This window comes from Brevibacillus sp. YAE8, assembly GCF_057543335.1.
Window position 1 is genome coordinate 17,410 of sequence record NZ_BAAIYG010000025.1, and the last position, 12,334, is coordinate 29,743.

Genomic DNA, 12,334 nt, shown 5'->3' on the forward strand with positions numbered 1-12,334 from the left:
ATGGGGGAACACTCACGCATTTTTTTGTCGCCGCCGCACATGGGGACAGAGGAACTGGAGCTGCTCGCCAGTGCGTTTGCGTCCAACTGGATTGCGCCGCTCGGAGAACACGTCGACGCGTTTGAGCAGGAGCTGGCCCGCTATGTCGGCGTGAAGGGGGCGCTTGCCGTCTCTTCCGGCACGGCGGCGCTCCATCTCGGGCTGAGGCTTGCGGGAGTAGGGCCGGGTGATACCGTTTTTTGCTCCAGCCTGACGTTTGTGGCGAGCGCCAACCCGATTTTGTACCTGGGGGCGACTCCGGTCTTCATCGATTCCGAGGCAGCGACCTGGAACATGTCGCCAGTCGCGTTGGAGCGGGCGCTGCAGGAAGCCGCCCGACAGGAGAAGCTGCCCAAAGCGGTCGTGATCGTCCATTTGTACGGGCAAAGCGCCGACATGGGACCGCTGCTTGCGCTGTGCGAAGAGTACAAGGTGACGGTCGTGGAGGATGCGGCGGAATCGCTCGGGGCCGATTACAAAGGGCGAATGAGCGGCTCGCTCGGGCATTTTGCTGCGTTTTCGTTCAACGGGAACAAAATCATTACGACCTCCGGCGGGGGGATGCTCGTCTCGGATGATCGTGAAGCGTTGGAGCGGGCGCGTTTTTGGGCGACGCAGGCCCGCGAGCGGGTCCGCCACTACGAGCATGAGCAGATGGGCTACAACTATCGCTTGAGCAATTTGCTCGCGGCAGTCGGCAGAGGGCAACTGCGGGTGCTGGAGGAGCGCATTGCGGCACGGCGGCGCGTCTGCCAGCGCTATGAAGCAAAGCTACGGCAGCTTCCCGGCATCTCGTTCATGCCGGAGGCTCCGACAGGGCGGGCGACGCGCTGGCTGACGGCGCTGACGGTAGATCCGCAGCAGGCAGAGGTTACGGCGGGGCAACTGATCGACGCGTTGGAGCGGGCAAACATCGAGGCGCGCCCGGTCTGGAAGCCGATGCACCGCCAGCCGTTGTTTGCCGGGTGCCGCTATTACCCGCATCTGCCAGAGCAGAGCGTCTCCGATGAGCTGTATGCGCGGGGCGTCTGCCTTCCTTCCGGCTCGAGCCTGAGCGAACAGCAGCAGGAGCGGGTCATCGCGGCTATCAGACAGTGCCTGTCAGGACGAGGACGTGCAAAGGAGCTGGGCCATGTACAGTTATGAGCAGCTTGCGGCGTGGAGAGAGCGTTGTCAGTCGTCGTTCTTTTTGCTCGATACAAACAGACTTCGCGACAATTACGAGCGGTTTTCCCGCGCCTTTTCCAGCCGGTATGAACAGGTGAGCGTCGGCTACTCGTACAAGACGAACTACTTGCCTTATGCGTGCCAATGCCTGCATCGGCTGGGGGCACTGGCGGAGGTCGTCTCCAGGCTGGAGTACGATCTCGCGCTGAAGCTGGGCGTCGAGCCGACCGCGATCATTTTCAACGGGCCGCTGAAGACGGCGGAAGACATCTGGCTCGCCTTGGAGCTGGGCAGCCTGGTCAATCTCGACTCGTTTTCGGAGATTGCCCCTGTGCTCACCTACGCGAGACAGCATCCCGAACAGACGGTTCGCGTCGGCTTGCGCGTCAATTTCGATTTGACGCGCGGCGGCGTCAGTCCGCTGCAAAACGGCTACGGTGTGAGCCGCTTCGGCTTTTGCGTGGAAAACGGCCGCTTCGCCCAAGCGCTCACGCTGCTGGCTGCCGTGCCGAATGTGCGGGTCGCGGGCTTGCACGGGCATTTTTCCACGAACCGTAGCGTGGGGGTGTATCGGCAGATTGCCCGCGAGCTGTGCCGACTGGGCAAAGCGCATCTCGGCGAGCAGCTTGAATATATCGACATCGGAGGCGGGTTTTACGGCGAACTGCCTGCCACGTTCGGGATGGTCGGCGTTCCGAGCTTTGACGACTACGCTCTCGCCATCACCGCTGTCCTCAAAGACGAACTGGCAGAAACGACTCGCCTGCCGCAGCTCATCCTGGAGCCGGGCATCTCGCTTGTGGCCGACGCGGTCGAGTTCGTCTGCCAGGTCGTGGATGTCAAGGAGAACCGCGGCGAGCGCTTTGTGCTTGTAGACGGCAGTGTCCACAATATCAAGCCGACCATGCACGCGTACCAGCTTCCCGTAAGCGTCGTGACACAAAGCAGCGAGGCAAGAGAAGGGACGTACCACGTAGTAGGCTATACGTGCATGGAAAAAGACTACTTGCTGCAAGGCTTTCGCGGCAAAGTGCCGGAGCCGGGAGATTTTCTCGTGTTCGGGCACGCAGGGGCGTACACGCTCGTGTTCAATCCGCCGTTTATTCGCGAGCGGCCGCCTGTATTGGCCAAGGCAGGCCGCGATGTCGTCGTCGCGAGGCGCAAAGAGACGCTGGCGGAGTTTTTCCCGGAGTCGCTCTATGAATTTCAATTCCAGGCTGGCAAGCAGGAGGATACGCGTAGATGAACGTGCTGCTGACGAGCGTAGGCCGCAGGGTCAAGCTGATCGAGTATTTCGTCCGGGAGTGGGGCAGCGCGGGCAAAATAATCGCGGCGGACTGCGACCCGACCGCTCCTGCGCTGTTCGCCGCCCATCACAGGCAGATCGTCCCGCGCATCGACGACCCGGCGTATGTGCAGACGCTGGAGGAAATTTGCCTGCGCTATGACATCAAGGCGGTGCTCTCCCTGATCGATCCCGAGCTTGGCGTGCTCGCCGCCCATGCCGAGCGGTTTTCGCGGCTGGGCGTGCAGGCCGTCGTCTCCGGGCTGGATGCGGTGAACCTGTGTCTCGACAAAAAGGGGACCTGCGATTTTTTGCGCGCCCACGGGCTTCCATGCGTGCCTACTTATACGCTGGAAGAGGCGCGAGCAGCGCTTGCCTGCGGAGAACTGACCTATCCGTTATTGGCGAAGCCGCGCAAGGGCAGCGCCAGCCTCGGCCTTGTCCGTATGGAAAAAGAGGCGGAGCTTGCCGCGTTCGCCCATAAGAAGGATGAGCTGATTGTCCAGCCGTTTTTGCAGGCGGAGGAATACGGCGTGGACGGCTACGCCGATCTCGTCACGGGCGAGCTGACGACGCTGTTTACGCGCAAAAAAATGCGCATGCGGGCAGGCGAGACAGACCGCTCGCTGGCGATCCGGGACGAGCGGCTGACGTCGTTGGTGACGTCGCTCGTCTCCGTCTTGCCGCTTCGCGGGCCGTTCGACATCGACTGCTTTTTGCTCGGGGACCAGTACGCGATCTCCGAGATCAATCCGCGCTTTGGCGGCGGCTATCCCCATGCGCATGAAAGCGGCGTTAACGCCGTCGCCGCCCTGTTCCGCAATTTGCGAAAAGAGGCGAGCAAGCCGAACATCGGCGACTACGAAGCAGGGACGATCATGCTGAAATACGATCAGGTCATGCTCGTCCACAGCAGTCGGCTGACGGGGGAGGGGATGTAAAAAAGCGCGCCGGCCTTGGGCGATCTGTTGTATAATGAAAGATACGGGGGTGACATGCCCCCGTGAAGATTTTGACAGGAGTGTCGTCCACTATGAGTATGAGCCCCCAATTCATGCGTTATCGGTAAGAAAAGGTACAGTCTAGCCTGATCCCGCTCGTTTTTTCCAAAGGAGAGCCGGGGTTTATTTGACTGTGCCTTTTTTCATTCACCGATTACGAATGAATGGGGTGCTTTTTTTTTATGCTTCCAACCAGAAAAGAGCGGCAGGCCGAACTGCTGGCCCGGCATAGCGGGATGCTTAGATGCCCGGTTTGCCACGGGGCGCTGACGCTCATCCATACAGCTAATACAGCCAGCCTTGCATGCGCCAATCGCCATTGCTTCGACGTGTCGAGACACGGCTATGTGCACCTGGCGAATGCGGGCTACCGATCGAAGTACGAGCAAGAAATGTTTTTGTCGAGAAGAACCATTTCCGAGAAAGGCTTTTTTTCACCGCTGCACGCCGCCGTCAGTGAAAAGCTCGCCGAGTACGCAGCGACGAGCGGCGAGCCGTTGTCCGTGCTGGATGCCGGGTGCGGCGAAGGCTCGCATCTGGCTCGCATTCGCGAAGAGGTGAAAGCGCGGCAGCCAGTCGCGTTCGTCGGCGCGGGTGTCGATCTGTCCAAAGCGGGAATCGCCCTCGCGGCCAAGGCGCACCCCGAGCTGATCTGGTGCGTCGGCGATCTGGCCAATGCTCCGTTTGCCGACAATCGCTTTGCGGCCATCCTCAACGTGCTGTCGCCGTCCAATACGCGGGAGTTTGCGCGAATGCTGAAAAAAGACGGGCTCGTCATCAAGGTCGTGCCGGGCGAGCGATATTTGCGGGAGCTGCGCGAGTGTCTTTATGTGCAGCCGGGCAACCGGACGTATTCCAATGCAGCGACGATCCAGCGCTTCGCCGCCAGCTTTTCGCTGATCGACTGCGAGCGGGTGGCGTATTCGTTTCGGCTGGATCAGCCGAGCCTGGCGGCGCTGATCCAGATGACGCCGCTGACGTGGGGGGCCGAGCCAGAGCAACTGGCAAAGGCGCATGAGCTGGAGGGCGGAGAGATTTCTGTCGAGTTTACGGTTCTTGTTGGGAGAAAGTGAACGAGACGGCGTTTTTTTATAGGACGAATTGTCAAGACAAGTGCGACAGAGCTTCCATGAATGATTCGTAAGCGGTCTTCCTGGCGGTGGGCGGCGTACTCAAGTCGTTTTTGTTCGCCATTCGCCCGATCCAACTGGACGACACGATCAAGGAATGGGTCGTCACGCTGGACGATGTGCAGGAGGTCGTCGAGATGGTGAGACGGGTGACGGCTGCTGAAACGGGCGATGCGTTTGCGGCGATTTCCGGCGGCAGCCCGGCGATTGTCCAGGCGAAAACGATCGCGCGAACAGTGGCGGCGAGCGATTCGACGGTTTTGCTGCAAGGCGAGAGCGGCACGGGCAAAGAGATGTTTGCGCGAGCGATTCACCTGGCCAGCCCGCGCCGTCACCCCCCGCTTTTGTCCGTCAACTGCGCTGCCATCCCGGAGCATTTGATGGAGAGCGAGCTGTTCGGCTACGAGGACGGGACGTTTACCGGAGCGCGAAAAGGCGGTAAGCCCGGCGTGTTCGAAGCGGCAGGCAAAGGAACGCTGTTTTTGGACGAGATCGGGGACTTGCCTTTGCATTTGCAGGGCAAGCTGTTGCGGGTGCTGCAGGAAAAAGAGCTGCAGCGGCTCGGGAGCAGCGGCAAAACGGTTCCGGTCGAAGCGCGAATTATCGCGGCGACCCATCTCGATTTGCAGGAGCGGGTCGCGGCCGGGCTGTTTCGCCTCGATTTGTACTACCGTCTGCACGTCATCCCGATCCGCTTGCCCTCCTTGCGCGAGCGCCGGGAGGATATTTTGCCGTTGGCAAACGACTTTTTGGCGACGTACGCGAAAAAGCTGGGCAAAGCGATCTGCGGTTTTTCCCAGGACACACAGTCTTTGCTCTTTTGCCACGACTGGCCGGGCAATGTCCGCGAATTGGCCAACGTGATCGAGTACGCCGTCAATATGGAGGCGACGGCCTGGGTGCAGGTCGGAAGCTTGCCCGCTCAGATGATGCAGTTGCAGGCGGCTGCGGCCACTGAGAAGGCGTGGACGGAAAACGGTGGTGGGGCCGGGCAAAAGCAAATCGTCACGCTCAAAGAGCTGGAGCGCTCCGCGATCGCCCGAGCGATGCAGGAGGTGCGGCAGCGAAACGGCCGCAAAGAGGAGGCGGCGGCGCTGCTTGGCATCAGTCGGGCTACGCTGTTTCGAAAAGTGCGGGAGTACGGGCTGTCCTGATTCGCCCGGCGCTCTTGCTGTCGTCTCGTTTTGCGGCACAGCCGGCCCAGGAGGGGACCGGCTTTTTGGATTGGCCGCATTTTATGGTATGATGGTGGGTAGAGAGCAGGGGGAACGAAGAAGCAAGAGAGGAGTGGCATTGCACAATGAAAGAGATCATGGGATGGATTCGTTCGATTGCTTTTGCAGTCGTTTTCGCCCTGGTCCTTGGAATCTTCGTGTTCCAGCCTTACAAGGTTGACGGTCATTCCATGGACCCGACCTTGCAGGATCAGCAGCGCATATACGTGTCCAAGCTGCCGCATACGTTTTCGTACTTGCCGGACTACGGCGAAATCGTGGTCATCGACAGCCGCGTGGAGCGCGAGCGGTCCTTTTTGGACGATGTCCTCAGCCATCCGTTGGTGGCGCTGTTGACGGGCACGGCAGAAGACCATTCGATGTACGTCAAACGCGTCATCGGCAGACCGGGCGACGTGCTGGAGTTCAAAAACAACCAGGTGTACCGCAACGGCGAAGCGCTCGAGGAGCCGTATATCAAGGAGACGATGCAGTACGTGGCTGACGGCAAATGGAAGGTGCCCGCAGACCACATTTTCGTCATGGGAGACAACCGCAACCACAGCACGGATTCCCGGGACATCGGCTTTATTCCGCTCGACCACATCATGGGCACGATGATCGAAAACCCGTTTAAGACACAAGAATAGAGCAAGGAGCAAAGGTTGTCCGCGAGAGGGCAACCTTTGTTTGCCAAAAGAGCTGTCGCATTTTTTGGACAAAGCGGGGAAAGGAGTGCTGCAAATGCCCAGTTTGCTGATTGCGGACAGGGACCCGACAGAGCGGGCAGGGCTCAGTTGGCTCGTCTCAAGCTGCGCCATCCCGTACGACAAGGTGCACAGCGCAGGGACGACGGCAGAGCTGTTTCAGGCGATGGAATCGCATACTCCCGAGGTCGTCTACATCGAGCTGGACATGATCGACAAGGCGCACTGGGAGCGCCTGAAGCTGCTGGTTGCCCAGTATCGGCCGACGGTGCTCGTCACCACCTCGGAAGCGACGTTCGAGCGGGCGATGCAAGGCATCGAGCTGTCTGCGCGCGACCTGTGGCTGAAGCCGCAAACCCCGGAGTACATCCGCCGCGTGCTGACGCGCTCTTGTCAGGAGCGGGCAGGGGACGCGCGCATCGACCAGGGGGCCGGGAGCATCCAGGGACGGCGCGGGGAGATTTCGTACCGCGACTTGTTTTTGCCGGGGCAGTCGCCGCTCGGCGGACATACGGTCATGCTCGCGCAGTTGGAAGACGCGAAAAGACACCCGGAGCTGTTGCGTTTTTTCGCGGACTATCCGTTTCGCGACGAGCCAGTGCTGCTGCCGACAGGTGACGCGATTGTCGCCGTCTTTCCCGCGGAGACGGCGCTTGCCTGGCCGCAGTGGCACCAGTTTGGCAAGCGGTTGCTGATGGACTGGGAGGCGACGAGCGACGCCCCGCTGTTTCTCGTCATTTACAAGGCGGAAGACGCCGGACAGAGCTTGCAGCAAAAATACGAGCAGGCGAGCCAGGCGTTGCAACTGCGCTTTTTCAAAGGCTATCGGCAGGTGAGCATGGTCGACGGAAAGGTCAACTGGACGATGCTTGATCCGTTCCTGACGCCAGCCGAGCAGCGGGCGTGGATCGACATGCTGCACAGCGGCAATCGCGAGCAGCTCAAGCAGTGGCTGTACGCGCATTTTTTTTACAAGGACGAGCCGTATCCCGAGCCGGGACTGTTGCGCATTCGGTTGACGAGCATTTTGGCCCAGGTGAGGCGCTACATGAAGTCGCACGGGCTGGACAGCGCCTTTCTGGAAGAGGGGTACCACCGCGTATTCGAGACGATTTTGTACGCGCCGATTTTGTATCGCATCGTAACCGAGCTGCTTTTGTTTATCAACCAACTGCTCGATACCGCAAACGACCGCAGCGACGAGGGCAGGGCAGACGTGATCGAGCAGGCTATGCGCTACATGGAAGGGCGCTATACCGACCCGGCTCTGCGGCTGGAGGATGTCGCCCGGCACGTCGACCGCAGTCCGGCTTACTTCAGCACGCTGTTTGCGCAAAAGCAGGGCAGCTCCTTCCGGCAAGTTTTGACGGCGATGCGCGTGAAGGAAGCGCAGCGGCTGCTGCTGGAAACGGCTCTGTCCGTGCAGGAGGTGGCGGAGCGCAGCGGGTTCGTCAACGCCAATTACTTTAGTAAAATTTTTAAGGAAAAGACGGGTACAACCCCACGTTTGTTACGAAATCAAAAGAAAAGATAGAAATCGAAAGAAAAGAGAGATTTTTCGAAAATTCCATCTGTTTTGCCTGAAGCAATCGAAAGAAGAGGCACCAAATCGAAAGCATGGTGCCTTTTTTGCGTTTCCCGGCGCTTTTACAATAAAGCCAAGAGATACACATTCTACGGAAAGCAGGTGGATTTTCGATGACAACGACACAATCCATTGAACAGATGATAAAGGCATACTCGGGGACCGAGCTGCATACAAAAGGGTGGGTGCAGGAAGCGGCGCTGCGCATGCTGTTGAACAACCTGAACCCTGACGTGGCCGAGCGCACAGAAGATTTGGTCGTGTACGGCGGAATCGGGAAAGCGGCGCGCAACTGGGAATGTTTCGATGCGATTGTCAAAACATTGCAAACATTGGAGAGCGACGAGACGCTGCTGATCCAGTCGGGCAAACCGGTGGCGGTGTTCAAGTCGCACACCGATGCGCCGCGCGTGCTGCTCGCGAACTCCAACCTGGTGCCAGCCTGGGCCAACTGGGAGCACTTCCACGAGCTGGACAAAAAAGGCTTGATGATGTACGGGCAAATGACAGCCGGAAGCTGGATTTACATCGGCAGCCAGGGGATTGTGCAAGGCACGTATGAGACGTTTGCGGAGCTTGCCCGCCAACATTTTGCAGGCACGCTCGCAGGGACGATCACCGTCACGGCCGGGCTCGGCGGCATGGGCGGCGCGCAGCCTTTGGCTGTATCGCTCAACGGCGGCGTGAGCATCAACATCGAGGTAGACCGCACCCGCATCCAGCGCAGACTGGATACGCGCTATCTCGATGTGATGACAGAGAGCCTCGACGAAGCGATCCAGATGGCGGAGACGGCCAAGCGGGAGAAAAAAGGCATTTCGATCGGGCTGCTCGGCAATGCCCCGGAAGTGCTGAACGCGATGCTTGCCAAGGGCTTCATCCCGGGCGTGTTGACCGACCAGACTTCTGCGCACGATCCGCTCAACGGCTACATCCCGGAAGGCATGAGTCTCGAAGCGGCGGCAGAGCTGCGCACGCGCGATCCGAAGGAGTATGAGAGACGCTCCAAGGCGAGCATCGCCAATCACGTTCGCGCCATGCTGGCTATGCAGGAAAAAGGAGCCGTCACTTTTGACTACGGCAACAACATCAGACAGGTGGCGAAAAACGAAGGCGTCGAGGAGGCGTTCCGCTTCCCTGGCTTCGTGCCCGCCTATATCCGTCCGCAATTTTGCGAGGGCAAAGGGCCGTTCCGCTGGGTCGCGCTGTCCGGCGATCCCGAGGACATTTACAAGACCGACGAAGTGATTCTCCGCGAGTTTTCCTACAATACGCATCTGTGCAACTGGATTCGCATGGCGCAGGAACGCATTCAGTTCCAGGGGCTGCCGTCCCGCATTTGCTGGCTGGGCTACGGCGAGCGCGCGCGGTTTGGCCAGATCATCAACGACATGGTAGCGCGCGGCGAGCTGAAAGCGCCGATCGTCATCGGCCGCGACCACCTCGACTCCGGCTCCGTCGCCTCGCCCAACCGCGAGACGGAAGCGATGAAGGACGGCAGCGACGCGGTGTCCGACTGGCCGATCCTGAATGCGATGATTAATGCGGTAGGCGGAGCGAGCTGGGTATCTGTCCATCACGGCGGCGGTGTCGGCATGGGTTACTCCTTGCATGCGGGAATGGTCATCGTGGCAGACGGCACGCCGGAAGCCGCCCGCCGACTGGAGCGCGTCCTGACCACCGATCCGGGGATGGGCATCGTGCGTCATGCGGATGCCGGCTACGAGCTGGCGATTCGCACCGCGAAGGAAAAAGGCGTCAAGATCCCGATGTTGGAGGAGTAAAAAGCGATGAAAAAACCAGTATGGATTCGCCATGCCAGCCAGCTCGCCACGTTGGCTGGCGGGTCTTCTGCTCCGGTGACAGGGGCCAGAATGAACGAGCTGGCGATTATTGAGGACGGCAGCGTATGGCTGGAAAACGGCGTGATCGAGCGGGTCGGCACCGACGACGAGTTGGCGAGTGTCTACCGCGAGCGGGCGCACGAAGCGTTCGTCATCGACGCCACGGGCAAGCTGGTCACGCCAGGCTTGATCGACCCGCATACGCACCTCGTGCATGCGGGCACCCGGCAAAACGAGTTCAACATGCGCTTGAACGGCGCGACGTACATGGAAATCATGAACAACGGCGGCGGCATCCACGCGACGACTGCGGCGACGAGACAGGCGACACACGAAGAGCTGTATGCCGAGAGCAAGCGGCGGCTCGACCAGTTTTTGCTGCACGGGGTGACGACCGTCGAGGCCAAGAGCGGCTACGGCCTCACCCTGGAGGACGAACTCAAGCAGCTTGAAGTAGCGAAAAAGCTGCATGAAGAGCATCCGGTCGATCTCGTCAGCACGTTCATGGGCGCACATGCGGTTCCGCGCGCGTACAAGGAAACGCCGGATGCGTTTGTCGATTTGGTCATCGAGCAAATGATTCCCGAGGTCGCACGGCGCAAGTTGGCCGTTTTCAACGACGTGTTTTGCGAGCGCGGCGTCTTTACCCCCGAGCAGTCGCGGCGCATTCTCGAAGCCGGGATGCGCCACGGCCTGCTGCCGAAAATCCACGCGGATGAAATCGAGCCGTACGAAGGCGCGGAGCTGGCGGCTTCGCTCGGCGCCGTCTCTGCCGATCATTTGCTGCGCGCCTCCGATCGCGGGATCGAGCTGATGGCAGAGGCAGGCGTGATCGCGGTGCTGTTGCCAGGCACGGCCTTGTTTCTGATGGCCGAATCTGCGAACGGGCGCAAAATGATTGACCGCGGTGTGGCAGTCGCGATCTCGACCGACTGCAACCCTGGCTCCTCGCCGACTGTCTCGCTGCCGCTGATGATGAATCTCGGCTGCCTGAAAATGGGGATGACTCCGGCAGAAGTGTTGACGGCCGCGACGATCAACGCCGCACACGCCATCCGCTGCGCGCACGAGGTCGGCAGCATCGAGGTCGGGAAAAAAGCGGACATCGCCATTTTTGACGTGCCAGACTTCATGACTTTGCAATATCGTTACGGCGTCAACCACGTAGACACGGTCATCAAAAAAGGCACGGTCGTCGTCGCGGGAGGGAGACTCGTATGACAGCAGGGTACCCGTATCCGCTCCTGAAGCCGCCCAGCTTTTCCTGGGACAGAAGCGCAGCGCCTGCCGAGCCAAAAGTAAGCGAGTGGATCGTGACTCTCGATCCGGCGACGGCGGGCAGCACCAACTGGAGCGACTACGACGTGGCGCTGCTTGGGGTGCCGCTGTCGCGCTCGTCCATCTCGGCTTCGGCAGCGAGCGAGAACCCGGACGCGATGCGGCGGGCGTGGAAGTATTTTACGACCTACAATCTCGATCACGACGTGGACTTGCAGCCGCTGCGCGTCGTCGACCTCGGCGACGTCAGGCAGCATGTGACAGACATCGCCCAGTGCCACCGCAACATCCGGGAAGCGATGGCGCAAATGCGCATGCACCATCCGCAGCTTTTGCCTGTGATGCTGGGCGGCGATCATTCGATCACGGCGATGCTCATCAAAGGCTACAAGGACATCCATCCCGACGAGCGGGTAGGCATCCTGCAACTGGACACGCATTTTGACCTGCGCGATTTGGCGGACAACGGCCCCTCGAACGGCACGCCGATCCGCAATCTGATCGAGAGCGGCACGATTTGCGCGCGGGATGTGCACAACATCGGGCTGCACGGCTTTTTCAACGCCCGCTCGCTCAAAGCATACGCCGACGAAACAGGCGTGCGCTATACGACGCTTCGCCAGGCGCGGCAAAAAGGGGTGGCCCGCACCGTGCAGGAAGCGCTGGAGCAGCTCGCGGGCCAGGTGGACACGATCTATTTGACCGTGGACATGGACGTGCTCGATTGCAGCTACGGCCCCGGGGTTCCTGCTTCCACACCCGGCGGCATGCACAGCGATGAGCTGTTCGAGGCTGTCTACGCGGCAGGGCTGCATCCGAAGGTCAAGACGATGGACCTCGTCTGTCTCGACCCGTACAAGGACCGCGCAGAAGCGACGGTCAAGACGGCTGTGCACGTGCTGCTGTCGTTTTTGACCGGGTTTCGCCAGCGCGAACAATAAAAAAGCAAAGCCAAACCGCTGGTGCTCAGGCTCATGCATGCCGGGCGAAACAGCGGTTTTTTCGTGGCGCTCGACACTCGTGCCGTACGGCGAGTGCTTCGCCAAAATAGCAACAAAAGAACTAACTTTAGTAAGGTTCACGC

The 12,334-nt window shown here is 60.2% G+C and carries 10 protein-coding genes; all 10 read left to right on the top strand.

Annotation, left to right across the window (positions count from 1 at the left end; genetic code table 11):
- A complete protein-coding gene (locus AC27IT_RS21695; protein WP_221843023.1) occupies positions 1-1,185 on the top strand; it encodes a DegT/DnrJ/EryC1/StrS family aminotransferase in 1,185 nt (394 codons plus the stop codon).
- Positions 1,172-2,452 (top strand): type III PLP-dependent enzyme domain-containing protein, encoded by a 1,281-nt coding sequence (locus AC27IT_RS21700; protein WP_122952531.1) that lies wholly within the window; start codon positions 1,172-1,174, stop codon positions 2,450-2,452. Before AC27IT_RS21695 ends, AC27IT_RS21700 begins: the two co-directional genes overlap by 14 nt.
- Positions 2,449-3,432 carry an ATP-grasp domain-containing protein gene (locus AC27IT_RS21705; RefSeq protein ID WP_005828445.1) on the top strand — a complete coding sequence of 328 codons (984 nt, stop codon included), beginning with the start codon at positions 2,449-2,451 and terminating at the stop codon, positions 3,430-3,432. The genes AC27IT_RS21700 and AC27IT_RS21705 overlap by 4 nt, the downstream gene beginning before the upstream one ends.
- Positions 3,433-3,674: 242 nt before the next feature.
- The gene (locus AC27IT_RS21710) at positions 3,675-4,565 is read left to right on the top strand and encodes a putative RNA methyltransferase (RefSeq protein ID WP_487092087.1); all 891 of its coding nucleotides are present in this window, start codon (positions 3,675-3,677) and stop codon (positions 4,563-4,565) included.
- Between the two features lie 86 nt (positions 4,566-4,651).
- Complete coding sequence (locus tag AC27IT_RS21715; protein WP_487092088.1) at positions 4,652-5,776, top strand: sigma-54 interaction domain-containing protein; 1,125 nt, start codon at positions 4,652-4,654, stop codon at positions 5,774-5,776.
- Positions 5,777-5,922: 146 nt separating this feature from the next.
- The gene (lepB, locus tag AC27IT_RS21720; protein ID WP_005828450.1) at positions 5,923-6,486 is read left to right on the top strand and encodes a signal peptidase I; all 564 of its coding nucleotides are present in this window, start codon (positions 5,923-5,925) and stop codon (positions 6,484-6,486) included.
- 94 nt (positions 6,487-6,580) lie between these two features.
- Complete coding sequence (locus AC27IT_RS21725; RefSeq protein ID WP_429781909.1) at positions 6,581-8,077, top strand: helix-turn-helix domain-containing protein; 1,497 nt, start codon at positions 6,581-6,583, stop codon at positions 8,075-8,077.
- Positions 8,078-8,241: 164 nt separating this feature from the next.
- Entirely contained in the window at positions 8,242-9,912 is a 1,671-nt protein-coding gene (hutU, locus tag AC27IT_RS21730) for a urocanate hydratase (protein WP_026557865.1), read from the top strand.
- A 6-nt stretch (positions 9,913-9,918) separates the two neighbouring features.
- Positions 9,919-11,193, top strand: coding sequence for an imidazolonepropionase (gene hutI / locus AC27IT_RS21735; RefSeq protein ID WP_487092089.1), 1,275 nt, complete (start codon positions 9,919-9,921; stop codon positions 11,191-11,193).
- A complete protein-coding gene (locus AC27IT_RS21740) occupies positions 11,190-12,191 on the top strand; it encodes an agmatinase family protein (protein ID WP_487092090.1) in 1,002 nt (333 codons plus the stop codon). Before hutI ends, AC27IT_RS21740 begins: the two co-directional genes overlap by 4 nt.
- Positions 12,192-12,334 lie beyond the last annotated feature (143 nt).

What these genes read in the sequence shown, in the direction of transcription:
- AC27IT_RS21695 (WP_221843023.1), top strand. Translation starts at nt 1, where the DNA reads ATGGGGGAACACTCACGCATTTTTTTGTCGCCGCCGCACATGGGGACA.
- AC27IT_RS21700 (WP_122952531.1), top strand. Translation starts at nt 1,172, where the DNA reads ATGTACAGTTATGAGCAGCTTGCGGCGTGGAGAGAGCGTTGTCAGTCG.
- AC27IT_RS21705 (WP_005828445.1), top strand. Translation starts at nt 2,449, where the DNA reads ATGAACGTGCTGCTGACGAGCGTAGGCCGCAGGGTCAAGCTGATCGAG.
- AC27IT_RS21710 (WP_487092087.1), top strand. Translation starts at nt 3,675, where the DNA reads ATGCTTCCAACCAGAAAAGAGCGGCAGGCCGAACTGCTGGCCCGGCAT.
- lepB (WP_005828450.1), top strand. Translation starts at nt 5,923, where the DNA reads ATGAAAGAGATCATGGGATGGATTCGTTCGATTGCTTTTGCAGTCGTT.
- AC27IT_RS21725 (WP_429781909.1), top strand. Translation starts at nt 6,581, where the DNA reads ATGCCCAGTTTGCTGATTGCGGACAGGGACCCGACAGAGCGGGCAGGG.
- hutU (WP_026557865.1), top strand. Translation starts at nt 8,242, where the DNA reads ATGACAACGACACAATCCATTGAACAGATGATAAAGGCATACTCGGGG.
- hutI (WP_487092089.1), top strand. Translation starts at nt 9,919, where the DNA reads ATGAAAAAACCAGTATGGATTCGCCATGCCAGCCAGCTCGCCACGTTG.
- AC27IT_RS21740 (WP_487092090.1), top strand. Translation starts at nt 11,190, where the DNA reads ATGACAGCAGGGTACCCGTATCCGCTCCTGAAGCCGCCCAGCTTTTCC.